Source organism: Flavobacterium sp. 140616W15 (assembly GCF_003668995.1).
GTDB lineage: Bacteria > Bacteroidota > Bacteroidia > Flavobacteriales > Flavobacteriaceae > Flavobacterium.
The window spans coordinates 437,187-462,020 of record NZ_CP033068.1 but is presented as its reverse complement, the minus strand read 5'-3'; the positions used below and the strand labels follow the sequence as shown (position 1 = coordinate 462,020).

Annotated in this window: 23 protein-coding genes; 20 read left to right on the top strand and 3 right to left on the bottom strand. The window is 31.4% G+C overall.

What is annotated here, in order from left to right:
* Positions 1 to 77 precede the first annotated feature (77 nt).
* Positions 78 to 1,211 (bottom strand): multidrug effflux MFS transporter, encoded by a 1,134-nt coding sequence (locus tag EAG11_RS02040; protein WP_129537659.1) that lies wholly within the window; start codon positions 1,209 to 1,211, stop codon positions 78 to 80.
* Between the two features lie 93 nt (positions 1,212 to 1,304).
* Between EAG11_RS02040 and EAG11_RS02035 the strand changes: the two genes are divergently transcribed.
* Positions 1,305 to 2,072, top strand: a complete 768-nt coding sequence (locus EAG11_RS02035) for a helix-turn-helix transcriptional regulator (RefSeq protein WP_129537658.1) — start codon at positions 1,305 to 1,307, stop codon at positions 2,070 to 2,072.
* A 133-nt stretch (positions 2,073 to 2,205) separates the two neighbouring features.
* Here the strand turns inward: EAG11_RS02035 and prfA are convergent, their stop codons facing one another.
* Positions 2,206 to 3,282 (bottom strand): peptide chain release factor 1, encoded by a 1,077-nt coding sequence (gene prfA / locus EAG11_RS02030; RefSeq protein WP_129537657.1) that lies wholly within the window; start codon positions 3,280 to 3,282, stop codon positions 2,206 to 2,208.
* A 594-nt stretch (positions 3,283 to 3,876) separates the two neighbouring features.
* Here prfA and EAG11_RS02025 point away from each other — a divergent pair.
* From EAG11_RS02025 to EAG11_RS01985, 9 genes are all read left to right on the top strand, one after another.
* A complete protein-coding gene (locus EAG11_RS02025) occupies positions 3,877 to 5,316 on the top strand; it encodes an SIR2 family protein (protein ID WP_129537656.1) in 1,440 nt (479 codons plus the stop codon).
* Positions 5,317 to 5,931: a TIR domain-containing protein gene (locus tag EAG11_RS02020; protein ID WP_129537655.1), complete on the top strand. Its 615-nt coding sequence runs from the start codon at positions 5,317 to 5,319 to the stop codon at positions 5,929 to 5,931. It begins immediately after the preceding gene.
* A 244-nt stretch (positions 5,932 to 6,175) separates the two neighbouring features.
* The gene (locus tag EAG11_RS02015) at positions 6,176 to 6,889 is read left to right on the top strand and encodes a toll/interleukin-1 receptor domain-containing protein (RefSeq protein ID WP_129537654.1); all 714 of its coding nucleotides are present in this window, start codon (positions 6,176 to 6,178) and stop codon (positions 6,887 to 6,889) included.
* Positions 6,890 to 7,139: 250 nt separating this feature from the next.
* Positions 7,140 to 8,351: a type VI secretion system tube protein TssD gene (gene tssD / locus EAG11_RS02010; protein ID WP_129537653.1), complete on the top strand. Its 1,212-nt coding sequence runs from the start codon at positions 7,140 to 7,142 to the stop codon at positions 8,349 to 8,351.
* Positions 8,352 to 8,355: 4 nt separating this feature from the next.
* A complete protein-coding gene (locus EAG11_RS02005; protein WP_129537652.1) occupies positions 8,356 to 9,078 on the top strand; it encodes a hypothetical protein in 723 nt (240 codons plus the stop codon).
* Between the two features lie 38 nt (positions 9,079 to 9,116).
* A complete protein-coding gene (locus tag EAG11_RS02000; protein ID WP_129537651.1) occupies positions 9,117 to 9,830 on the top strand; it encodes a hypothetical protein in 714 nt (237 codons plus the stop codon).
* 5 nt (positions 9,831 to 9,835) lie between these two features.
* Complete coding sequence (locus EAG11_RS01995) at positions 9,836 to 10,492, top strand: hypothetical protein (RefSeq protein WP_129537650.1); 657 nt, start codon at positions 9,836 to 9,838, stop codon at positions 10,490 to 10,492.
* A 272-nt stretch (positions 10,493 to 10,764) separates the two neighbouring features.
* Positions 10,765 to 11,025, top strand: coding sequence for an FUSC family protein (locus tag EAG11_RS01990; RefSeq protein ID WP_129537649.1), 261 nt, complete (start codon positions 10,765 to 10,767; stop codon positions 11,023 to 11,025).
* 348 nt (positions 11,026 to 11,373) lie between these two features.
* On the top strand, positions 11,374 to 11,808 hold the full coding sequence (locus tag EAG11_RS01985; protein WP_129537648.1) for a RidA family protein: 435 nt from the start codon (positions 11,374 to 11,376) through the stop codon (positions 11,806 to 11,808).
* Positions 11,809 to 12,019: 211 nt separating this feature from the next.
* Here EAG11_RS01985 and EAG11_RS01980 read toward each other — a convergent pair whose 3' ends face one another.
* On the bottom strand, positions 12,020 to 12,367 hold the full coding sequence (locus tag EAG11_RS01980; protein WP_129537647.1) for a hypothetical protein: 348 nt from the start codon (positions 12,365 to 12,367) through the stop codon (positions 12,020 to 12,022).
* Between the two features lie 308 nt (positions 12,368 to 12,675).
* Between EAG11_RS01980 and EAG11_RS01975 the strand changes: the two genes are divergently transcribed.
* The 10 genes from EAG11_RS01975 (at position 12,676) to EAG11_RS01925 (ending at position 24,815) form a co-directional block, all read left to right on the top strand.
* Positions 12,676 to 13,119, top strand: coding sequence for a hypothetical protein (locus tag EAG11_RS01975; protein ID WP_129537646.1), 444 nt, complete (start codon positions 12,676 to 12,678; stop codon positions 13,117 to 13,119).
* Between the two features lie 34 nt (positions 13,120 to 13,153).
* On the top strand, positions 13,154 to 13,591 hold the full coding sequence (locus EAG11_RS01970; RefSeq protein ID WP_129537645.1) for an ankyrin repeat domain-containing protein: 438 nt from the start codon (positions 13,154 to 13,156) through the stop codon (positions 13,589 to 13,591).
* 177 nt (positions 13,592 to 13,768) lie between these two features.
* A complete protein-coding gene (locus tag EAG11_RS01965; protein ID WP_164998645.1) occupies positions 13,769 to 14,731 on the top strand; it encodes a serine hydrolase in 963 nt (320 codons plus the stop codon).
* Positions 14,732 to 14,994: 263 nt separating this feature from the next.
* Positions 14,995 to 15,423, top strand: coding sequence for a copper resistance protein NlpE N-terminal domain-containing protein (locus EAG11_RS01960; protein ID WP_129537643.1), 429 nt, complete (start codon positions 14,995 to 14,997; stop codon positions 15,421 to 15,423).
* A gap of 171 nt (positions 15,424 to 15,594) precedes the next feature.
* On the top strand, positions 15,595 to 16,674 hold the full coding sequence (locus EAG11_RS01955; protein WP_129537642.1) for an acyltransferase: 1,080 nt from the start codon (positions 15,595 to 15,597) through the stop codon (positions 16,672 to 16,674).
* 586 nt (positions 16,675 to 17,260) lie between these two features.
* Complete coding sequence (locus EAG11_RS01950; RefSeq protein ID WP_129537641.1) at positions 17,261 to 19,564, top strand: type IA DNA topoisomerase; 2,304 nt, start codon at positions 17,261 to 17,263, stop codon at positions 19,562 to 19,564.
* Positions 19,565 to 19,836: 272 nt separating this feature from the next.
* Positions 19,837 to 20,313, top strand: a complete 477-nt coding sequence (locus EAG11_RS01945; RefSeq protein ID WP_129541011.1) for a DUF6265 family protein — start codon at positions 19,837 to 19,839, stop codon at positions 20,311 to 20,313.
* Positions 20,314 to 20,685: 372 nt separating this feature from the next.
* A complete protein-coding gene (locus tag EAG11_RS01940) occupies positions 20,686 to 21,150 on the top strand; it encodes a hypothetical protein (RefSeq protein WP_129537640.1) in 465 nt (154 codons plus the stop codon).
* Between the two features lie 459 nt (positions 21,151 to 21,609).
* Positions 21,610 to 22,332, top strand: a complete 723-nt coding sequence (locus EAG11_RS01930) for a DUF4198 domain-containing protein (protein WP_129537639.1) — start codon at positions 21,610 to 21,612, stop codon at positions 22,330 to 22,332.
* A 197-nt stretch (positions 22,333 to 22,529) separates the two neighbouring features.
* Positions 22,530 to 24,815: a TonB-dependent siderophore receptor gene (locus EAG11_RS01925; protein WP_129537638.1), complete on the top strand. Its 2,286-nt coding sequence runs from the start codon at positions 22,530 to 22,532 to the stop codon at positions 24,813 to 24,815.
* Positions 24,816 to 24,834 lie beyond the last annotated feature (19 nt).

Here is a 24,834-nt window from a genome sequence, read left to right as displayed (position 1 = left end):
TGTTACCCTAAAAGCAAAGTATGCTCATACTTTGCTTTTTTTGTTTTATATAAAGAATATTCTAAATATAACTTGCCTTACTTATTAACTCTTTTGTATGCTAATGCCAGTAAAATAGAGAACAAAGCTCCTATACACAATACTAATCCAAGATCTTGAAGCCATCCAGAAATGGCTAAACCAATTCCTATCAGAGTATAATACATTAATCCAAAAAATGATCCTGCTGTTCCTGCTACATTTTTATACTTTAGTAATGCCAGACTTAATATATTAGGTATAGCCATCCCAAAAGCTATAACAACAAACATCACTCCCACTAAGAACCACAAACTATCTTTAAACAACAATAAACTAACAGCACCTATTCCTGTAAGAAAAGTAGCGATCAAGATAATATCATACGATTGAACTTGTCGATAAATCATTTTTTTGTTAATCAAAGCACCGATTAGTGAACTAAATGCTAATACGATTCCGCTGTATCCAAATTGAATAGAACTCAGTCCTAATTGCTCAAAAATAAAGGGAGCTAACGAATAATAGCTAAAAAACATAATATTAAAAAAACCAACCAAGAACATTGATAACCAAATTGATTTATCACAAAGTAACTCCTTAAAAACACCTATAAAATTAGGCTTAATGTCTGTTTCTTTTTTTGTCTCTGGCAAAATTCTTAAAGCCAATAGGATTAACAGAAAAGCTAAAAACAACAGCGCCAAAAATACGCCGGCATATCCATAATTATCTACAAGAATTCCACCAGCTAAGAGCCCAATAACAGGACTTACTGAAAGTGCAATCCCCATAATAGAAAAAACTCTTGTTAGTTCTTTTTTATCATAAAGATCTCTTAGTATTGTTTGCGTTACCACAGACCCAACAGCTGCTCCAAATGCAGCAATTGATCTTGCAATCAATAAAATAGTAAAATCAGTACACAACAAAGCAAGAATAGTTCCTAATCCATAAATGACCAATCCATAAATCATCGCTTTACGCCTACCAATTACATCAGAGGCAATCCCCCAAAAGACAACACCAATGGCAAAAGCCATAAAATAAAGCGATATAGTACGAGAAGCTTCTTGATGATTAACCATAAATCCTGAAGCTATTTGAGGTAATGCAGGACTATATATTGTTTCTACAAACTGAGGAAACATTATTAATAATGTCAACAGCATTAAAGTTGTTTTTTTATTCATGATCTAGTTTATTATTATTTTTTTGCAAAATTCAGTAAACTTTTACCTATCTTGTTAATGATATTTAGACTAAAAACATAAAAATAAGGACAGATGCCATTTATATCTAAAGAAAATTATTTTAATCCCGATGAAATACATGCTCCTGTGATTGGTATTGCCTCCGATTTTACAACTCATGATTCTGGATTTCATGAGCACAATAAAGCACAGCTTCTCTACGCTCCTAGCGGATGCATGACATTTAATACTATTGACAATCAATATATTCTCCCACCAACAATGGCCGCATGGATTCCTGCTAATTGCAGTCATAGAGTAATTGTTCGAAATGTAGCCATGTATCGTTCTATATATTTTGATATTAGTCATTTCCCAGAACTGCCAAATCAAGTAGCAATTATGAATATTAATGAACTATTTAAACAATTGATCGAGCGCATTTCGCTATGGGATTGGGATATTTCAATTGATTCACAAAAAAATACTTTAGCACTTTTCTTTGAGGAATTAAACGGGACTACAAAAAAAAATCTATCTTTAATACTACCCAAAACCTCAAAATTAAAACACCATATCGAAGATTGGAATTTAGGGAAGGCAATACCTCCTTTTCTTAAACAATTAGCCTCTGAAATTGGATTAAGCGAAAAAACAATTACCCGTATATTCACTAGAGAAACCGGAATGTCATATCAGGAATGGAGACAGCAATGGCGGCTTCATAAATCGATTGAACTACTTGCTGAAGGACAAAATGTTGGAGAAACAGCCTGCGATTTAGAATTTTCCAGCGACAGTGCTTTTATAGAATTTTTTAAAAAATACATGAAGGAAACTCCCAACAAATATTTTAAATAATGGTTGTTTCACTAGACTCCCTGTAACACCCTACAAATTATCAATTACAAAAATTAAAGGCATAAAAAAATGCCTGACTAAATTTAGTCAGGCATTTTTATTATTTTAAAACATAGCGTTTCAGCTTCTTATATTAAAAAACTTCGCTAGCTTCTTTTAATTTCTCAGTATTGTTAACCAATTGCAACTCATCTACAATCTTCTGAATATCACCATTCATGATGTTACCCAAATCATATAAAGTAAGTCCAACACGGTGATCTGTAACACGTCCTTGTGCATAGTTATACGTACGAATCTTAGCAGAACGGTCACCAGAACTTACCTGCGATGTACGCTTAGTAGCATCTTCTGCTTCTTTCTTAGCCAATTCTTGTTCGTATAAACGAGAACGTAAAACGTTTAACGCTTTGTCTTTATTTTTATGTTGTGATTTTTGATCCTGACATTGAGCCACCAAACCTGTTGGAATATGCGTTAAACGCACTGCCGATTTAGTTGTATTTACCGATTGTCCTCCTGGTCCTGACGAACAGAAAAAATCAACACGTACATCGTTCATGTCGATTTGTACATCAAACTCTTCAGCTTCTGGAAGTACCATAACCGTAGCTGCTGATGTATGTACACGTCCTTGTGTTTCTGTTTGAGGGACACGTTGTACACGGTGTACTCCTGCTTCAAACTTCAATGTTCCGTAAACATCTTCACCAGTAACTTCAAAAATTACCTCTTTAAATCCTCCCGAAGTTCCCTCGTTCATATCTACAACCGAAGTTCTCCATCCACGATTCTCACAGTATTTTGTGTACATACGGAAAAGATCTCCTGCAAATATACTTGCCTCATCTCCACCCGTACCTGCACGAATCTCTACCATTACATTTTTGGCGTCTTCTGGATCTTTAGGAATCAACATAAACTTGATTTCTTCCTCTAGTTCTGGTAGTCTTTGCTTAGCTTCGTCTAATTGCATTTTGGCCATTTCGACCATATCGGCATCGCTACCATCTGCAATTATCTCATTAGCCTCGTCTATATTTGCCAACAAAAGCACGTACTCGTCACGCTTTTCTGCCAATGCTTTTAAGTTCTTGTACTCTTGATTCAATTGCACATAACGTTTCTGATCCGCAATAACATCCGGTTGGATGATTAAATCCGAAATCTCGTCGAAACGTTGTTTTACTATTTGAAGTCTATCTAACATTTTATGTATCCTTTTATGGAGTGCAAAATTACAAAATTTTTGTTTAAAATTCTATCATTCAACTTTCAAGTTTTTCAAGAACACTCCCACTCTTAATTTTATTGGAATTATAGCCTTTTTGGGGAGCTTTTTACCTCGTCAGTTCGCTCGGCTCGTTCACTGATTTCCGATAGCTATCGGGACAGAACTAAGAATTTCACCTATTTGTGGTTTTCCGTAAACATATTGTATTTTAAGGTGTTAGTTTTGGAAATATTTAAGAATGAAATTCATTTAGTTCTATATTTTAAGTTAATCTGTAATAAATCATAAAGATTCATAGGATTACAATTATAACCTATCAAAGCGTAACTACAAAAAAACAGGTATTTATACGGGGTGGTTAGTTTAAATTAAAGACGATGTTTGTTTTTAAGTTAGGATTATATAAAAATCAATTATTGTGAATGATTTATAATCTGATTAAAAACAAATCACAAGCAATAATACAATTTTTTAAATCTGAGCTATTACAAATATTGAAACAAATTGTTTTACAAAAACAAAAAACACCTACCAATTATTTGATTTTCAAATATTTAACACCTATACAAAATGAACTTTTCCAAAGAAATTGAAGCTTTTATAACCAATTATGTTAAAGACTTAAATAATAATAGTGCAGCAATATTTGCTGGCGCTGGTTTATCAGTTCCTGTTGGCTTTGTTAATTGGAAGGAATTATTAAATGATCTAGCTACAGAATTAGGATTAGATATTAATTTAGAAGATGACTTAATATCTATCGCACAGTATCATGTTAATGAAAATGGAGGAAATAAATATGGCATAATTAGAAAAATTCTTGAAGAATTCACACAAGAAGTTAAGGAAAGTGAGAACCATAAGATCATTGCAAGACTTCCTATAGGCTCCATTTGGACAACAAATTATGATAAACTTATAGAGCAATCTTTAAAAAATGAAAAAAAAAATATTGATGTAAAATTTAAAGAACAACAACTTTTATATACTAAACCTAAACGTGAAGTTGTTGTCTACAAAATGCATGGAGATGTTTCTGAACCTGGTTCAACTACAATAACCAAAGAAGATTATGAGCAATACTTTCAAACTCATGAAACTTTTATAAACGCTCTTCGAGGTGAATTAATCACAAAAACCTTTCTTTTTATTGGTTTCAGCTTTACTGATCCAAATTTAGATTATATTTTAAGTCGTTTACATCTTCGTCACGGAAATGAAAAAAGGCAACATTACTGTTTTATAAAAGAGCATAAAATCGGAGATGGACAGAATCCTGACGAAAAAACTTTTAATTATAATAAAATCAAGCAAGCTCTTTTTATAAATGACTTAAAAAGATTTAATATAAAAAGTTTATTAGTTAAAGAGTATGATGATATAACAGAAGTTCTTAAAGAAATTGAATTTCGTTATAATAAACAATCTATTTTCATATCGGGTAGTGCGGAAGTATATGAACCTTACAGTCAAAAAACAGCATTGGGCTTAATTCATAAATTAGCAGAAATTTTGATCAAAAATGATTTTAGAATTGTAAATGGTTTTGGATATGGAGTTGGAAGCTCTATAATAAATGGAGCCCTTGAAACAATTTATTCAAATCCAGAAAAATATTCAGAAACTCAACTCACAATAAAACCTTTCCCACAATTTGAATCTGGTAAAAGAAAACTTGATGATTTGTGGCATGAATATCGAGATAATATGATATCCAAGTGTGGTATATCAATATTTGTCTTTGGAAATAAAAATGGAAATAAAATTGCTGATGGTGTTATAAAAGAGTTTGAGCTTTCTCTATCTAAAGGCTTAATTTGCTTACCAATTGCATCAACAGAATATGCTTCAAGAGAAATTTACAATACAATACTTTCAAATCCAAAAGCATATTATAAACAACCTGAAAAAATAATGCCCCACCTTGAAGTTTTGGCTGATACGGATAGTACTATAGATATAAAATTAGAAACATTCCAAAAATTATTAAATTATTTAAAACAAAGTTAAATGGCAAGAGAAACTTTTATAGCATACAAATACAGTGAAGCTCAAGACTTACGTGATCTAATAATTAAAAAATTAGGAGAGGATGCAACATATTATAAAGGAGAAACTAGAAGCTCTCCAGACTTAACCGACACATCTACTAAAAACATTAAAGAAAACCTGAAAAATATGATTTTTGGTACTTCTGTAACTATTGTTATTGTCTCCCCAAAATTAAAAGATAGTAAGTGGGTTGACTGGGAAATAGAATATTCGTTAAAAGAATATAAAAGAGAAGATACAACTTCTCGAACAAATGGAATTGTTGGTGTTGTAATGAAAGTAAACGGAAGTTATGATTGGTTAATTACACATAAAACTAATTCTGATGGATGCTCATCAAGATATATTGATAATAGTATTCTTTATAACATTATAAAAAACAATCGATTTAACCTTAATACTGAAAATAAATTTGCTTGTAATACTTGCAAAACTTATAATTATTTATCAGGTTCTTACATTGCATTGGTTGAAGAAGAAACATTTCTAATTGACCCAAATACATATATTGAGAATGCTTATAATAAATCTAAAAACTTACAAAAGTACAAACCATTATCTAAAAACAGATAAAAGTACTACAATTAACAGCTATTATACGTAATTACAAAACATAACTCATAAAAAAAGATATTTTAACTTGATTGAAAAAAGGACAAGAAAAAATAACCACTGTTTGACGAGGTTGAGTTTAAAATTGAATTTAAAATAATGACGAACAAACGCTGTTAACAATATATATAATACGTATACAAGCAAATAGAAACATCCAATAAGTTTGTAATAAATCTTATCTAACAACTTTAAACTAGAAAATATGGCAAGATGTACAGCACCAATTCATGGGCATAGGACAGCAAGCGGAGCAGATGCCTGCCCAGCATGTAGCAGTCGAAATTATCGTAGTAGTAACAATTCATATTCTTACCCGTCATACTCCTCTCCGACCTACTCATCTGGAGGAAGTGGAGGTAGTAGAAGCAGTAGAACTTCAAAACCACGATGGTCACTAGCAAGTTCGCCTGTTTTTTATACAGCCGCAGAAGTACAGGCGCTAACTCCAATCCGTAAGACAGTTGAAGAGCGTGCAGAAGCAAGGCCTGATCTTCGAGATGTCTTTCTCTGTCATGCTTGGGATGATCGTCAAGGTGCTGCAAAAGAACTTCACGATTTGCTTGTATTAAATGGTGTTTCCGTTTGGTTTAGCGAGAAAGATGTAAGTCTAGGTGTGCCTTTGATGCGAGCAATTGACAAAGGATTGGCAAATTCTCGAATCGGATTGGTACTAGTAACACCTGCATTACTTTCCCGCCTCCCAAAAGAAGGCATTGCAGATAAAGAATTGTCTGCATTGCTCGCACGTGACCAATTAATTCCGATTGTTCATAATACTACTTACGAAGCTCTTCGCGACATCAGTCCTCTGCTCGGCTCACGAAGTGGTCTCGATACTGCGGAAGAACCAATGAAAGATGTTGCTGCTAAGTTAGCTGAATTAGTTTCGGTCGAGGAGAAATACCAAAATAACTAACTGATTATAAAATAGCTGTAGTTACAAAGAAAAAAAACTTCGAATAGCATCTTATTCTTACTATTCATTTACTTAAAACGCAGTAGAACTTAGATTTTACTGCGTTTTTTTATGGAAAAAATTCTGCTACTCAGCAGTTATCAAAACATATAATTTAAGTTTTATCTTTCAAAAAAAATAATTTAAATACAAATTATATAGCTTTTTACTTATATTTATAGCCAATAAAATAATAAAAAGAAATAGATTTATGACCACAGCCAAATTATTTATTTTAGGAGAAGAGCGAGAATTACTATGGATAAACACCAATTATCTCAGGTATACAGCAACAAATGGCTCACCAACTAGTGATGTCGAGGGAGGCTTTCTTACCTTAAGTTTTGTAGCGCAAGAAAACGACGACATATTTTGGCATAATATGACAAAAGATGTAAAGAGAGAAACGGACAGAATGGAAAAAGGAGAAGTACATTTTTATAACAAAGGCGATGAAGATATTCCGATAAGAAAGTATAAGTTTAATGATGCCTATTTGATAGAATATTCAGAAGTATTTAATACCGATGAAACAGAAAATATGCATATTGTTTTAACCATCTCTCCTGCTATTCAGGATTATGGGGCAGAATTGGTTAAATACTGGAATAAATCTTGGATTCCGCCAAGTGAACCTGTTTATTACATTCCAAAAAAGGAAGAAGAAGATCGTATTGTATATATAAATGGACATTTTTATAATAAAGATGGTACTTTTGAAGGTAAGATAGACGAACCTGATTTTGAAGGAAGTATAAACGATGTTTACGTTTGCGATGGAAAATCTACTCAAAAAGATAAAAACGGAAATGAAAGCTTAACCTATAACAATACCAAATTATTGAAAGAGAATAATGTAAATATTACTCATGAAAGGTTTATAATATTTGCATCGACTGTTTATGGAGAAAGTAGTTTTCCTTATCTTAAAAAGAATGATGAAAATTTAAAGTTTGAAATGCATTCCATTGCAAGTGTCAATCATAATTATAAAGAAACTGCATTTGGTAAAAATAGTACTGCAGCAAAAGATTTTAGAAAGAAAACTCTAGAAGAGAGGAATAGTACAAAAATGCAACTTGCAATATCTGCAGTCATTAATGCCTTCACAGGAGGCAAAGATTATAGTAATGGGGCCCGCTATTGGGATGGGAAGGAACAAGCCCTTTATTCAGAAGATGATGATAGAACTCGTGATGATGATAAAAAATATGTCATTCATATGAATACGAGAGGTTGGAAGATATTAGATGAACATTATGAAAGTTGGAAAGAAGCCATCGGGGATTCATTTCAAGCTCCACAAATGAAATATTCGCCATCAGGAGTTAATAAAGGAAAAATAACATATGAATCTACTGCAGTTTGGGGTAGAACTATATTTTGGAAAGATGTTAAGTATGTTCAAGAAATCAAAAAATAAGCAGATGAATAAATTATTTTTAATTGGCTTTTTATTTATATTCATGAGTTGTAAAGCACAGGATAGTAATAATGTTATAATTACAATCAACAGTAAGAATAATTATTACTTCAAAAAAGAAAAGCTTACAGCTATAGCTCTATCTAAAAATGATTCTATTTCTTTTAAATATAAAGATACTTTATTACTAAAGGTAGAGAAATATAAAATGAATAAGTTAATTAGTCAAGCTAATTTTATTTATGATTCAAATAATAAGATATCAAATGACTATATTTTTTCAGAAGATTATTATGATTACTATGAAAAATTCCACACAAGAATCCCTTATAAAAATGAATATAAATTGCTTGATCGAGATTTCGTTTATATCGATACTGTTTTAGATCAAATAGAAGATTGGAAAAAATATTGTAACAATAAAAGTGAAAAAAAAATATTTGAATTCAAATTAAATGAGAATGTAAGAATGTTAAACGCGAAGTTTTCTCCTTTTGTATATGGTACTATTTTAAAAAATCTAAAATTATATGTTACCGATAATCTTTTAATTGAAATAGATGCTATTCTTATTGAAGAACCAAATGGAGAAAAAATATATTACAAAAAATATTTTGAATATGATAAAGAAGGTAGGTTAAGTTCATCAAAAACTGTAAATGCCACTTCCGGAAAAATCGAAAGCCAAGATAAAATAGAATATAGAAAATGGTTCGTTTCTCCATAACAGAAAAAGAACCTACTTTAAATCAACTTCATTTAGTTATGAAAATAGCAACATTTTTTTTCTGTTTTTTATTTATTATTGTCTCTTCTTGCAAAGTTGTCAATAGTGATTATTTGATTATTCATTCTAACGATAAAGATGTATATATCCGTCATTATTTTCATGAAAACAATAAAGAGTATGCCAGAGTTAATGGCAATAACAAAGAAAATGATTCAATTACATTTTTAAAAGATAATAATGATTTGTTAGTCAATGATTTTATATACAGTCCAGAACAAAAAAAACATATTACTGGAGGAAATATAAGATACGTAAATTATTACACTTCAGTTACAGATATTAAATATTCTGAAAAAGCTACATTTTCTATAAATGTAATACCTATAGAGAATTTAGATTTCTTGAAAAATGATAAAGAAATAGAAAATATTACAAAAGAAAGCTGTAAAACGAATACAAATAACGAGAATAAATATTTTTATAGTGATTGTAATTTTATTTTACCACAATCTAACAATCTAGATTATTTGCCTAATAACTCTAAAATTATTTCAATTGAAATTATAAAAAATAAAGAAAAACAGCTTCAAGAGATTAATGCAAACGCCGAATATTTTGATACAAAAATCTACTATAAAAGACTTTATTATTATCAGGGTAAAAGAATTCTTAGAATAAAAACATTAGTTAGAGATAGTATTTCAACCGACACTTTCTTGGATTCTTATTCTAAAATTAGTTTAAAATAGAAACTATGAAATTCACCTTTTACATATTTATAACAATTTTATTCTTTATTTCTTGTTCCAAAATTACAAATAAGAATATAAGTGATAATCCGAAAGATACTATTAAGGCTCCAAAAAGTTTTTTTATAGAGAAGAAAAATTGTTTAGAACAAATTCAAGGATATAAAGATAGATATGGAATTATATTCTCTAACTATTACCAAGACGAACCTTTAAGTTTTGATTTTGATAATAATAAAACGATAGATACGATTGCTGTTTTAAAACCATCTTACGAAAATGAAATCGGTGATTGTTATTCTGAAAATTCAGATTCTGATTTTCCTGTGCTTTTGATAAGCAAAACCATAAATAAAAAGAGTAAAATTTTTAAAATTTACAAAAACGCTTTAAAATGTAATACTCCTGTTTATTATGAAGAAATAAAAATTAATAAAAGTGGCTTTATTATATCTAAAGATCTTACAGGAAATAACGGTTTTTATACAAAAACATATGTTTCATTTAGGAATAATGATTTTTATGTAGACAGCATAAGTGTTGAATCCTGGGGTTGGAAACAATATAGAAAAACAATAAAATTTAAAAATAAAGCTTTTGAGTTATCAAAATATAAGCGAACCGATATAGATTCTATTAGGAATATTTTGGATAAAGATTAATTATTGATAAGCATTTTTATTATCAAAACTAAGAAAACTTACCTACCATAATTCCCGCTCTCTAAAGCGTTCTTTCTTAGAAGTTGGGACTGCTGTGCGAAGTCTCCCAACTTCGTAGTCACTCCAATAAACAACAAACATAAAATACAAGATCAAAGTACTGACTATAGTATGATTAACATTTTTTTTATATTTTCGTTTAACAGAATATCAGCCAGTACTTTAGAACCAAACAAGACTAAACAAACCATTTGTAACCATAATTTAGATCTATGAAACCTGAAAACTTGACCGAATTAAGTGACCAAGAACTTTTACAGAAAATAAAAGGAATGAAAAACAACAAAATAATTGATGCTGCAGCTGTTGGCTTTACTATTGGAATTGTAGTTTTCAGTGCAGTAAAAAATGGTTTTACTTTTTTTACTTTCTTCCCTTTGCTACTAACCTTTCTGATAATTCGAAATTCAAAAAACAATAAAATCTTAGAGCAAGAACTACAAAAAGAATTGGTTTCTCGAAACTTAAACTAAAAACAAAAAAAGGTACGACTCATAATGAACAGTACCTTTTTTTATTTCAGTACTACTCAAAACTATTTAGGTTTATAAAATCATTTACATAAAATTCTACCAGACATCAAATGAAGTCTCTGCAAATCATCAAATAACACCATTTCTTCATCTGGCAAAAGTTGTAAAACAATTTCAAGTAAAGTCATTACATTATTCCCTCGCTCTGCGAAGAGCCTGCTGCCTATAACCTTCCTCATTAATATTAACAACTGATTTGCAAATCATTCACAACAAGCAGATTAAAACTTCAATATCTTTACACATAACCTATAAAACATTTAACAATCAATTAAAAACCAAACAATTATGAAGTACTTTCTTTTACTTTCTTTTTTATTTATTTTCAATAAAAGTTTCGCACAAGAAGCCAAAATAAAAAAGGAAAAATGGCATTGGAACAATGAAACAAAACAAGACACCGCTATTGGTTATGCTCAAGTTTTAAAAATTGGCAATGTTCTTTACATTTCGGGTGCTGTAACAACCGAAATAACTCCACAAGGAATCACAACTGTTTATAACGATTTAAAGGCTTCACTAGCGAGTTATGGTGCCACATTTGAAAATGTTGTAAAAGAAAATTTATATACAACAGATATTGAGGCAGTGAAAAAATATAATTCTGCTAGAAAAAAATTCTACAATGGTGACTTTCCTGCCGCTACATGGGTACAAGTACAACGATTATACATGCAAAGCGCAAAATTAGAGGTTGAATTGATTGCACATCTACCGAAATAATTTCATTAAATTGAGGTTTGCAGTACGAAGTCACCTGACTTCGCACATTTTTAATAAGCTATTGACATAGGAAAAATTAAAACAACCCGGTGGTGTAATTACTTCGTCAATTCGCTTCGCAAGATGTGTTGAAATTATTACATCAAACGGGGGAACTTCGTACAACGAAAAACAAAACTCAAAAAGGTATAGTATCAAACTGTACCTTTTTCTATTTAGCAAATCTAGCTTCAGACTTCAAATGAAGTCTATGCAAATCATCTAATAACGGCATTTCTTCATCAGGCAAGAGTTGTAGGGCAATTTCAAGCAACGTCATTACATTAATATCTGCTACTGCTGCTACATTTGACAAATTTCTAGCGTCTTCATTAAGCAGAATAATACTTGCCTTAAGAAGATCTGAAACCATTAGATTTAATTCGTTATAACAAGATACTTTGAGCGTTACGCCAAACGAATCATTATCATTATTATCTGGTTTCAATTTTGAGAAATAGTTTACTCTATTCATTAATTCTAAAAGTTCTGTGGCTGATTCTTTATGTTGTACTTCCATGATTGAATTTGGGCTAATTATTAGATTTCTAGTTCTTTGTTCATCGAAACTAAATTACATGTAATAAATTACTTTTAAGTGATTGTATTCAATCGGTTGTATTCAACTGATTTTTATATCTATACTCTCTACAATGAACTATTGGATGAAATAAAAAGCTACAAGAAAATATTTTTGTATCTTTTTAACATTTATAAAGAGAAAAAAATCAATCTTTGTGAGAACGAATTACAAATCCTCATTATCAATCCAAAGTGATTTAATTAAAGATTTATAAACTTATTGCTATTAAAAAGAGATAAATACTAATGAAAATAAAACCATTCTATCTTTACAGTGTAGTCCTTATTATTTTCATTTCTGTGTGTTTGCTATGGGCGATAAGAAACAATACATTCGAAGAAAAAGCTACTGTCATTTCTTATCGCGATAAAGATGTTGAAAAAGAACTATCTTATAGTTTAGAAGAATATGTAAAAACAAAATCTATTATTTCATTAAAACTTATAGGAAATGAAAAATATGATGATAGTATTTTAAACCTTTTTCAATTACAAATAAGAAAAATAATGAACGCTGAAGACCCTAATAAAGGCATTCATTTAAAATTTGATAAAAAAACTCCGTATGAAGATGTGATTCGTTCCTTTCAAATTTGCAAAATAGAAGATTGTTCAACATACGCACCCGATGGATATGATCTTTGGGTTTTTCCATACTACAAAAAAACAAAACGAAAAACCAAACATTAAATAACACTTTACAAACCATACAAAAACCATTTCGATGAAGAAATTATTACTTTTATTTTTATTAGGATTTTCAATAAGCATGTATTCTCAGGAATCAGGAGAAAAACTTTTTAAAGCCATTTTTGAGCATAATTTAGATGTTGTAAAAACTATTGTCGAAAAAGACAAATCGCAAGCCAATTATATCCGAAAAATAAACGAATCTTTTTATATCCCTGTATTAATGCAAGCTGTAATGAATAATGAGTATGAAATCTCAAAATTCTTAATAGAAAATGGTGCTGATATTAATAAAACTGATGGTTTTAAAATGACTTGTTTAATGTGGGCAGCAGCAAACCAAAACATAGAGCTAACAAAATTATTATTAAATAAAGGTGCCGATAAAAATATCAAAGATCATAACGGAATGACAGCTTTAAAAGCCGCAGAAGAAACAAAGAATAACGAAATAATTCAACTTCTAAAATAGCTTCTTCCTTTCGCAAACAATCCCATTTAAAACCATAAAAGACTAACCAAATAAACCAACCAAAACCATGAAAAAAAACTGTTTTTACTATTATTTTTTGCCCTTAGCAATTCCATTCATTCCCAATCAGATGAGGTCGATCTTGCAATAAAAGACTTAATGCAAAAAAATAAAATTATGGGTTTACAATTGGCAGTAGTCAAAAACAATAAAATCGTTAAAATAAATCATTATGGTTTAGCGAGTATTCAAGATTCTATTCTTGTTGACAATAAAACAGTTTTTAGCATTAATTCAATGGCGAAAGCTTTTACAGGTGTTGCCATTATGCAATTGGTAGAAAGAGGTAAATTAAAACTAGAAGATCCTATTTCTAAATATCTGGACAGTCTGCCAAACTCTTGGAAAAACATTACGGTAAAACAAATAGCAACTCACACATCTGGAGTTCCTGATATTTGGGAATCACCAGAACATATGTTGTCTGAAGATAGTAAAACTTTATTCAAAAAGATAACAGAATTACCTGTAGTTTTTCAGCCCGGAGAAGACCGAAGATACAATCAAACAAATTACATTCTGCTTGGAATGATTATCGAAAAAATAAGCGGAAAATCGTATGAGCAATTCATTGCAGAAAATCAATTTGAAAAAGTAGGTATGAAAAATACCATCAAAGCTGGTTTAGGAGATTATTATAAAATAGTGAATCACTCTGCCAGACCTTATTCTTATTTTAGAAATGGTAGTTTAACCAATGTTTACGAAGTGATTCCTACAAATTTATATCCAGCTGCAAGTATATATTCTACCGCAACCGAAATAGCAAAATGGGTTATTGCTTTACAAAACAACACTTTACTTAAAGCCGAAACGCTAAAAACGCTTTGGACTCCTACTCTATTAAACAACGGGAAAAAACCAGGTCCAGCCGATTCTACCTACGGAACGGCAATTGGTTTTGATACTAATTTTAGAGATAAAAACCCAGTAATTACTGCTTTAGGCGGCGCTAGAAATGCTTTGTATATTTATCCAAAAGATGATATTTCAGTAGTTATTTTGACCAATTTACAAGGAGGACATCCTCAACGTTTTATAGAAGATATTGCAAATTTATATCTAACGGATAAAAAATAAAAAATTAGTCCCGAGCAGGATGCTCGCGCTCAATGTCATTAAGTTAAGAAAAAAAACTTTAATACTGTTCGGAATAAATCTCTCGCAAAGTCGCCAAGCCACCAAGTTTAGACCTAAAATCTTTGCGCTTTTGCGACTTTGCGAGAAAATAATTAATCATCATTGGCTAAAAAAAGCTTAACTTAATGACATTGTGCTCGCGCTAGCCTCAAAACAATGTAATAACACAAACAACCAAATTCAAAACCAACAAAACCAAACCAATGAAACTACTAATTACCACCTTACTTTTAATTTTCAACCTAACTTTATTCGCACAAACGACTCCGTTTGCTGGCGATTATAATCGTACACTTACAGAAGAAGGAAAACATGAAATTGAATATAAATTGACCTTAAATCAAGATGGGACATTCCTTTTTCACTCCTATTCTAAAATACAAGGAGGAAATCCTCCAGAAGTAAATAAATACGGAAAAGGAAAATGGAGCTCAAAAGACAATGTAATTACTTTTTCATCTAATAAAAAAGAAGATTTTAATGATAAATACACATTAGATTTTAATAATTCGAAGGCAAGATTTGTAACCAAAAACCCGAAAGATAAAACAGATCAAGTAATTAAAACAAAACTTACGTTTTTAGAGTCAGGAATTTTCTGGATCAAAAAACTTGATGTTTTTAAAGTGTAAAATACAATATAGTCTTTGTTCTTAAACAAATACACAACACAAAAAAGCTACAAGAAAATAATTCCTGTAGCTTTTTTTATAAACAGAAAAAATCAATCTTTGTAGAAACCGATTACAAATTCTTATTATTGAGTTTATAAGCCACATTATTAAAATACCACACTACTAACCATGACCACACCAAATACCGAAGTTTTAAAACCAAAACAACATTTTGAAATCCTTGATGGACTACGAGGAATAGCAGCATTAGCAATAGTAATTTTCCATTTTATGGAAATCGTTTATCCTCCCAACGAAAACTTCATCGCTCACGGATTTTTAGCAGTCGACTTTTTCTTTTGTCTCTCAGGTTTTGTTATTGCCTACGCCTATCATGACCGAATTGATAAAATGAAAATCACCGATTTTTTTAAATTACGACTAATCAGATTGCATCCTTTGGTCATTTTTGGTTCTGTCTTGGGTTTATTAGCTTTCCTTTTTGATCCTTTTTCCAATCACTCAGAAACCTACGAAACAGGAAAATTAATTTTGATATTCCTGTGTTCACTATTTATGATTCCATTTCCGGTAATGCCAGATCGTTATTTTAACTTATTTGGTTTAAATGCACCGGCTTGGTCGTTGTTCTGGGAATATGTTGCCAATATACTTTATGTACTCTTCCTTCATAAATTGAGCCGTCGCAACCTCTTTTTATTAACTCTTTTAGCCGCAGTAGGAATCTGTTTTGTCAGTCATCGTGCAGGAGGTTCCCTAATGGGTGGCTGGAGCGGAGAAAACTTTTGGGATGGCTGTGCACGTATTTCGTATTCCTTTTTAGCAGGTATGTTGATTTTCCGTTCTAATTGGATCATTAAATCAAACCTAGGTTTCATAGGTTTATCAGTATTACTACTTCTAGCCTTCTTTGTGCCTTTTTCTGAATGGAACTGGCTGACTGAACCCCTAATCGTATTATTCTATTTTCCTTTGTTAGTCGTTTTTGGAGCTGGAGCCACTTTAAAGCAAGAATTCAAACAATTGTGTATCTTCTCTGGAAAAATATCTTATCCGTTATATATGACTCATTATGCAGTGATGTTTGTATTTGCTAACTATTATACAACCTACAAACCAGATACAACTCAACTTGTTTTTATCATAACTACAGGTACAATTTTACTACTTGGTGTAGCTTATCTAACAATGGTTTTTTATGATATTCCAGTTCGAAAATATCTAACAGATAGAAGAAAGAAGGCTTAGTTAAAAATTAAACTCTTTTACAACCCCTATTTTTAAAATTTCAAGGAGCTATCCCGATAGCTATCGGGACCTGCTGTCCACTATATCTTTTCCTGGCTAAAGAAGCCAGAAAAAGGATGTCGTTTCCATCAGGGCTAGAGCTTTTGTTTCCATCAGAAGATTCAATTTTAAAATATTCCCAGACTAAGTACATTCAACTTCACTCAAGATAAACGCAGCCGAAATCCATTTTACAGAATCGACAATAATTGAAAAGCAACTTTGTAAAGATTGGTTCATTAGCTCACTATAACTCATATCTTCGACTCCGAAAGACAAGATTGAGTTTATTTTTTTCTGCCATAGATTAAACGCAGATTCCGTAGATTGAAACAGACTCTACGGATTTTATTACATTCTCTGCGCCTATCTGCTTGAATCACTTAAAATCTGCGTGAAACATAAAACCTTTATCTCTTTTTCAACTCTGCAACTTTGTACCTCTGCAACTCAGCAACTTCACATCTTTGTGCCTTTGTTCCTAAGAACCTTTGCTCCTTTCTTATAAAAAATCCTTAATTTCGCGATTCAAATTAGAAGGAGAAAAATGAAGGTCTGTATTGCTGAGAAACCAAGTGTAGCACGAGAAATCGCATCCGTTTTAGGAGCCAATACCAAACACGATGGGTATTATGAAGGCAACGGCTATGCTGTAACCTACACCTTCGGCCATTTATGTACCTTAAAAGAACCTAACGACTACAAACCGCATTGGAAAAGTTGGGATTTGAACAACCTACCGATGCTTCCTGAAAAATTTGAAACCAAAGTAGTCCAGAATTCAGGTATTCAGAAGCAATTTAAAATCATAAAGACGTTATTTGACAAAGCCGAACTGGTTATAAACTGCGGGGATGCTGGACAAGAAGGAGAACTTATTCAGCGTTGGGTTATGAACGAAGCCAATTATAAAGGCGAAGTACAGCGTTTATGGATTTCATCATTAACTACCGAAGCTATAAAAGAAGGTTTTGAAAATCTAAAACCTTCTGCTAACTACGATAATTTATACTATGCAGGGTTTTCCAGAGCCATCGGCGACTGGTTATTGGGTATGAATGCTACCCGCTTGTACACTGTTAAGCACGGTGGCTACAAACAAGTATTATCTATTGGAAGGGTACAAACCCCAACATTAGCTATGGTAGTTGACCGTTTTAAAGAAATTGAAAATTTTAAACCTCAACCCTACTGGGAGTTACAAACCTTATACAGAGAAACACTTTTTAGCTATGAAGAAGGGCGCTTCCTGAAGAAAGAAGACGGAGAACTTTTGGCCAATAAAGTAAAAGAAAGTGATTTTGAAATTGTCTCTATCGATAAAAAGAATGGTAATGAATATGCTCCTAAACTGTTTGATTTAACAGGCTTACAGGTATATTGCAATACAAAATTTGGATTTTCGGCAGATGAAACCCTTAAAATTGTTCAAACATTATACGAACAAAAAGTAGTCACCTACCCTAGAGTTGATACCACATTTTTACCAAATGACATTTACCCTAAAGTACCTGGCATTTTGCAAAATTTAACTAATTATGCAACATTAACCCAACCACTTTTAGAAAAAAAGATTAAAAAATCACCAAAGGTTTTTAATGATAAAAAAGTAACAGATCACCACGCGATTATTCCAACAGGGATACAATCTAATTTGCAATACAATCAGCAACAAGTGTATGATATTATTACAAAGCGATTTATTGCTGTGTTTTACGATGATTGTTTAGTTGCGAATACTACCGTTATCGGAAAAGCGGCCGATGTAAGTTTTAAAACTACTGGTAAAGTAATCTTAAAAAAAGGATTCCGTGTTGTTTTTGAAGATCCGAATGCTAAAGAAAAAGAAGCTGATCTATTGCCGAATTTTGTTGTGGGAGAAAAAGGCCCGCACGAACCTTCGTTTTTAGAAAAAGAAACCAAACCGCCCAATCAGTTTACAGAGGCAACTTTACTGCGTGCTATGGAGACTGCAGGTAAACAGGTAGACGATGAGGATTTACGCGAACTGATGAAAGAAAACGGTATCGGACGTCCATCTACACGAGCCAACATTATTGAAACACTTTTTAAGCGTCAATATATTGTTCGAAATAAGAAACAGGTTCTACCTACTCCAACTGGTATTCAGCTTATTGAGACTATTCAGAATGAATTAATAAAGTCGGCAGAACTTACTGGTTCTTGGGAAAAGCAGTTAAAAGACATTGAGAAAGGTGCTTATACCGCTGGTGCTTTTATTATTAACATGAAACGCATGGTTGAAGCTTTGGTATATGAAGTACGAAGCGAAACCAGACATGCTAATATTTCGCATGCAGGAAGCGTGCAAAAAGAAGTTGCCAAAGTTGAGAAAAAGAAAGCCGCAGGAATTTTAGCAGAAACCTGTCCGAAATGTCAAAAAGCAACCCTTATAAAAGGAAAATCAGCTTATGGTTGTGGCAATTATAAAGCAGGTTGTGATTTTGTATTGCCTTATACTTTTGCAGACAAAAAAATATCAGAAAACCAATATTTAAGATTAGTTCAGAAAGGATCAACTGTAAACATAAAAGGCTTTAAAACCGATGCTGGTACAGTAGAAGGTTTGATTCGTTTTGAAGAAAACTACAAACTCAAACTAGAACCTAAAAAAGCAACGCCTAAAGCAACTTCAACAGCAACACCAGACTCTTTAGCGTGTCCTAAATGCAAAAAAGGAACGATTATGAAAGGAAAAACGGCTTATGGTTGTGGCAATTATAAATTAGGCTGCGACTTTAAAGTAGATTTTGATACCGTTAGAGAGAAACTAAAAGATCAAAAACCTACCAAAGAACTCGTTTATGCTATCCTTTGTAGTTCGCACTAGATATGAAGAAGTTAAATCTATGCGTGTAAAATGGCCGAGACAAGATGTAAAGAGGCAGATGTAAAATAAGAGATTAGATGTTTACCATTTATATTTCACATTTTCACATTTTCACATTTTCACATTTTCACATTTTCACATTTTCACATTTTCACATTTTCTCATTTTCTCATTTTCTCATTTTCTCATTTTCTCATTTTCTCATTTTCTCATTTCACTATTCTTTTTTTTATAATTTAGCATTTCAAAATAACCACCTAATATTCAAATTAATGTTTCAAAAAATTACCCTCATAATTCTTTTATTAGCTATTGTTTCTTGCAAAAAAGCTGAGTCTCCTGAGAAAGACAAAATAAAAGCTGCTGACTGGCTTATTGGAAAATGGGAGAATGTTACTCCACAAGGCACTTTAACTGAAACATGGAGTAAAGTAAATGATAGTACTTTTCAAGGAAGTTCTTATTTCATTAAAGGAAAAGACACGATTCATTTTGAAACAATCAAACTACAGCAAAAAGGAGAAATCTTAACTTATAACGCTACTGTAAAAGGGCAAAATAACGATGAACCAGTTGCTTTTGAGTTGACTGCCTCTACTGAAAAAGGATTGGTTTTCGAAAATCCAAAACACGATTATCCTCAAAAAATCAGCTATACAAAAGATGCTAATAATACTTTGACAGCAGAAATTTCAGGGAAACTTCAAGGAAAATTATCTTCGGAGAAGTTTGTTATGGTTAAGAAATAGTTCTTTTAAAGTTATAAAAACTGAAATACGACATTAATAAATACATTTTGAATGTTTCCAACTGATTCAGACTTCTCGTTTTTATATTTGTGCTACATTGTTGTATTTTTTTATTTTTGTTTAGGTTTCATCTTGACCAAAAAGAAAAGCTTCAAACTAAACTTAATCGTATTTTCAGCCTATACCCTTTTCATGCTTTATATTTTTTCAGATGAAAATAATTTTAAATATGGAGGTTCTTTATCGGTCTTATTTTATGGTTTAGCATTTCTAACACTACACTTAATTATATACGGAATCATCGAACTGGTTAAAGCGATAAAAAATGATTATTCTAAAAATAAATCCAAATAGCTAAGAAATAAATCTTTTATGAAACAAAAAGCAAATTATGAAACTGAAGCTATAAAACTCTCTAAAGCAATTGATATTGCAATTAAAGCATTTAAAAAATTTCCTCCATACATGTGGACAGAAGAGAATCTATCTGATGTAGAAAAATGCCATATTGAATGGAAAAATAGTGCTCTAAACCCAAGCCCTGAATATAAAAAAATTTCTTCTTTAAAATATAAAATTGAAAGTGTATTTACAATTTTCAATGAAGGCTCAGGGGAATTTGTTGAATATTTTTGGAAAGAAATAAAAAATCAGAATCTGGATTATGTTCGTGAAGATAAATTGAATAAAATTCTAAAACGAGGAAAAATAAAAAGTAGAATAGAATATGATTATATAACGGATATCATTATTGTAGCCGAACAAGAAGACAGAATTACAAAAGAAGAACCCAAGCTCTTAAACGAAATGATAGGTGTATTTGAGATAAAACAATAATCACGAGCGAGACGCTCGCGATAGCATAAAAACAAAAAATGCTAAAAACTTAACCCCTTAGAACCTTTGTCACTCTGCACCTTTGTCACTCTGCACCTTTGTCACTCTGCACCTTAAAACCTCCTCCTCTACTCCAATTTTATTCACCATTAAAATCATCATTCCGCCTAAAAAAGCCATGATTAAAAAATCCCATTTCATGCTTAGAAATTCGGAGATAAAACCAACCATTGGTGGTACAATTAAAAACCCAAGATAGCCAATAGTCGAAATAGAAGTTAAAGCTGAACCACAATATATTTTTTGTTATAAGTATAAAAAGGAATTTCTTAAATTTTTATTAATAATTAGTCTAAATAAATATTGTGAAAACAAATATTAAATTATAATTTTGTTAACGATTTCAAGATTAATGAGATCACTATAATTATTTATCAAAGAAACTTAAATACTTTCATTATGAAATTAACACCCCTAAAAACTCTAGTAGTTTTATTAACTGTATTACTAAGCCCTCAATTATTTGCTCATGCGCTATGGATAGAAACCAAAGCAACAGGTACAAAAGGAAAACCACAAGAAATTTCTATATACTTTGGGGAATTTTCAGATAACGATATTACTCCTGCTGCTAAATGGTTTTCTGATTTAAAAGATTTTTCATTGACTTTGATAAGTCCATCTAAAAAAGAAATTAAATTAACCCCAACTGCTTTAGACAAAAAATACCAAGCATTCTTTACTCCTGATGAAGATGGCGTATATACTGTAGTAATGCAACACACGGTAAAGGATGTATATGGTACAATGAAATTAGACTATAATTCAAGCGCGACAGTAGTTGTTGGTAACAAAACAGCAGGTAATACTGCTGAAGCAAACAAAAATACAATTCGATTGTTTTCTGAAAATGCTAATGTAGCAAAGAAAAACACAAAAATAACTGGTATTGCTTCGTATGATGGAGTTGCTGCCAAAAAACAAAAAATTAAAGTAATCGCACCTAATGGCTGGGAAAAAGAATTATATACTGATGAGAAAGGACAATTTGAATTTACACCAATTTGGTCTGGACAATATATGGTAGAGTTTGCTCACACTGAGAAAAGTGGTGGTGAGCATAATGGAAAAAAATATGATGAGATCTGGAAAATGGCTACTTATTCTATAGAGGTTAAATAAATAGCATTGTTAATAACAAATAAAAAAGAAGGAAACTTAAGTTAATACTAACGAAGGTTTCCTTCTTTTTTTGGGCTATCAAACAAATTATAAAAATTTGTTAAAAACTAATTGTAATTAATCTAAATAAGTTTTGAAAATAAAAACTTAGATATTACTTTTGCATCGTTATTTTTTTTTATTCCAAATAAACAAACATGAAATATATATTATTGCCTACACTAGGTTTATTATTCGGTCTGTCAGGTTTTGCACAAGGAAGAGCAAACACAACTGATAACCGCGATACTGCAACAGCAATTACTGATACAGTAAAAAACAAAAAAGGCGAAGTACTTAATGAAGTTATTATTACTACTAATAGAGAGCCTAAACCAGTTACAGCAGTTCGTTCTGGCTTAAAACCAATGGACAATCCTCAAAACATACAAATAATAGGCAGCGAAATAATCGAGCAGCAACAAGCGATACGATTGAGTGACGTTATAAAAAACGCAAATGGTATTTATGTAGGATCTGCACGTGGTGGTGCTCAAGAATCTTTCTTCTCGAGAGGTTACGACATGTCTACTAACAATATGTTTAAAAATGGTTTTCGTTATAATACTGGTTCTATTCCTGATGTATCTGGTTTAGAAAAAGTTGAATTTCTTAAAGGTGGTTCTGCTTTATTATTCGGTAATGTAGCTCCAGGTGGAATATTAAATCTGGTAACCAAAACTCCTTCTTTTAAAAGTGGTGGTGAAATATCAATGCAAATGGGAAGCTATTCGTTCTATAAACCTTCATTTGATTTTTACGGGCCTCTTAGTAAATCTATCGCTTTTAGAATTAATGGATCTTACGAAAACTCAGAAAGCTTCAGAGATGTTGTGAAAAATGAGCGTTTATATGTAAATCCTTCCTTACTTTTTGTTCTAAACTCTAAAACGCAAATTACAGTTCAGGGAGATTATTTAACAGCAGATTGGACTCCAGATTTTGGAACAGGAATTATAGGTAAACAAATTCTTGATTTACCCCGTAATTCATTTTACGGATCTCTTTGGTCAAATGGTAATACTAAATCTGCCAGTGCATCAGCATTATTAAATCATGATTTCAATAAAAATTGGAAACTTAATTTCAATGCTTCTTTTCAAACTTATGACAGAACTCAAAAGTCAACAGCTCAGTTATCTAATTTAGATGATATTAAAGTATATCCAACTCCTGGTTACTGGAATAGAGGATTAACACAAGGTAAAAACTTAGAACAAATACTTGGAGACCAATTAAGCATACAAGGAAATTTTAATACTGGATCTGTAAAACACCAAATATTTGCAGGTGCTGATTGGGAAAATTCATTTGCAACTGCTTATACTTATGCTTTCAGTGAAAAAGCTATTATGGTAAATGGCAAAATTGATCCAAGCATTTATGACAGAATCAACCTTTTTGACTTCGATCCTTCGACACAAAGAAACGATATCCCTAATGCAAGAGCTACTCAAATCTTAAAAACAGATACCAATCGTTTTGGAGTTTATTTTCAAGACTTGATTTCTATTACAGATAAAATAAAAGTATTAGCTGGTATTCGTTGGTCTTGGCAAGAAGCAGAGGTTACAACTTATAAAGAAAAATTTGCAGGAGGAGTTCAAACCGTAGCTCCTGAAAATGCTGTAGCAGCTGTAGGTGATAAAAAATTAGATAATGCTTTTTCTCCAAAAGTGGGATTAATATTCCAACCTACAAAAGAAATCTCTTTATTTGGTAGCTACTCTAGCTCTTTTACACCAAATACAGGAATAACTGTTGATTCACAACCCTTAAAGGCATCAATTATTGACCAATACGAAGTAGGAATTAAAACAGAATTCCTTAAAGGTCTATTAAGTACTAATGTTACTGTATATCAGATTACAAATAACAATTTAGTTCAAACAGCTGAATTTAAAGCTGATGGAACACTAAATTCAGATGCCACCTTTAAAGCTTTAAGTGGAGAAACAAAAAGTAAAGGTATAGAAATTGACATTACAGCAAAACCAGTTGAAGGATTAAACATTATTGCAGGATATAGCTATAATGATATGCGTTATACTAAAACATCTGGAAAAGCAGGAAGTTTTATTGAAGGAGATCGTTTAGCAAGAACACCTGCAAATACAGCTAATTTAAGCTTCTTTTATAAATTACCTACTGGAGTATTAAAAGGAATAACTTTTGGTGCTGTCGGAAACTATATTGGTAAAAGAACTGGTGGATGGAACAGTCAATATGACTCAACTAAACCAAACGGAATTAACGACAGAGAAATCCCATTAGAAGGATATACTACAATTGATGTTTCAGCTGGTTATGAATGGAATAAATTCTCTATCTTATGTAAATTATCAAACATTACAAACGAATTAAATTATACTGTTCACGAGAATTATAGTGTGAATCCTATTGCACCTCGTCAGGTAATGACAAGCTTAAGATATAAATTCTAAGATACAATTTCCGTTTCCT

Bases quoted from the DNA above. Each gene is read 5' to 3' on its own strand.
- EAG11_RS02040 (WP_129537659.1), bottom strand. From the start codon at position 1,211: ATGAATAAAAAAACAACTTTAATGCTGTTGACATTATTAATAATGTTT.
- EAG11_RS02035 (WP_129537658.1), top strand. From the start codon at position 1,305: ATGCCATTTATATCTAAAGAAAATTATTTTAATCCCGATGAAATACAT.
- prfA (WP_129537657.1), bottom strand. From the start codon at position 3,282: ATGTTAGATAGACTTCAAATAGTAAAACAACGTTTCGACGAGATTTCG.
- EAG11_RS02025 (WP_129537656.1), top strand. From the start codon at position 3,877: ATGAACTTTTCCAAAGAAATTGAAGCTTTTATAACCAATTATGTTAAA.
- EAG11_RS02020 (WP_129537655.1), top strand. From the start codon at position 5,317: ATGGCAAGAGAAACTTTTATAGCATACAAATACAGTGAAGCTCAAGAC.
- EAG11_RS02015 (WP_129537654.1), top strand. From the start codon at position 6,176: ATGGCAAGATGTACAGCACCAATTCATGGGCATAGGACAGCAAGCGGA.
- tssD (WP_129537653.1), top strand. From the start codon at position 7,140: ATGACCACAGCCAAATTATTTATTTTAGGAGAAGAGCGAGAATTACTA.
- EAG11_RS02005 (WP_129537652.1), top strand. From the start codon at position 8,356: ATGAATAAATTATTTTTAATTGGCTTTTTATTTATATTCATGAGTTGT.
- EAG11_RS02000 (WP_129537651.1), top strand. From the start codon at position 9,117: ATGAAAATAGCAACATTTTTTTTCTGTTTTTTATTTATTATTGTCTCT.
- EAG11_RS01995 (WP_129537650.1), top strand. From the start codon at position 9,836: ATGAAATTCACCTTTTACATATTTATAACAATTTTATTCTTTATTTCT.
- EAG11_RS01990 (WP_129537649.1), top strand. From the start codon at position 10,765: ATGAAACCTGAAAACTTGACCGAATTAAGTGACCAAGAACTTTTACAG.
- EAG11_RS01985 (WP_129537648.1), top strand. From the start codon at position 11,374: ATGAAGTACTTTCTTTTACTTTCTTTTTTATTTATTTTCAATAAAAGT.
- EAG11_RS01980 (WP_129537647.1), bottom strand. From the start codon at position 12,367: ATGGAAGTACAACATAAAGAATCAGCCACAGAACTTTTAGAATTAATG.
- EAG11_RS01975 (WP_129537646.1), top strand. From the start codon at position 12,676: ATGAAAATAAAACCATTCTATCTTTACAGTGTAGTCCTTATTATTTTC.
- EAG11_RS01970 (WP_129537645.1), top strand. From the start codon at position 13,154: ATGAAGAAATTATTACTTTTATTTTTATTAGGATTTTCAATAAGCATG.
- EAG11_RS01965 (WP_164998645.1), top strand. From the start codon at position 13,769: ATGGGTTTACAATTGGCAGTAGTCAAAAACAATAAAATCGTTAAAATA.
- EAG11_RS01960 (WP_129537643.1), top strand. From the start codon at position 14,995: ATGAAACTACTAATTACCACCTTACTTTTAATTTTCAACCTAACTTTA.
- EAG11_RS01955 (WP_129537642.1), top strand. From the start codon at position 15,595: ATGACCACACCAAATACCGAAGTTTTAAAACCAAAACAACATTTTGAA.
- EAG11_RS01950 (WP_129537641.1), top strand. From the start codon at position 17,261: ATGAAGGTCTGTATTGCTGAGAAACCAAGTGTAGCACGAGAAATCGCA.
- EAG11_RS01945 (WP_129541011.1), top strand. From the start codon at position 19,837: ATGTTTCAAAAAATTACCCTCATAATTCTTTTATTAGCTATTGTTTCT.
- EAG11_RS01940 (WP_129537640.1), top strand. From the start codon at position 20,686: ATGAAACAAAAAGCAAATTATGAAACTGAAGCTATAAAACTCTCTAAA.
- EAG11_RS01930 (WP_129537639.1), top strand. From the start codon at position 21,610: ATGAAATTAACACCCCTAAAAACTCTAGTAGTTTTATTAACTGTATTA.
- EAG11_RS01925 (WP_129537638.1), top strand. From the start codon at position 22,530: ATGAAATATATATTATTGCCTACACTAGGTTTATTATTCGGTCTGTCA.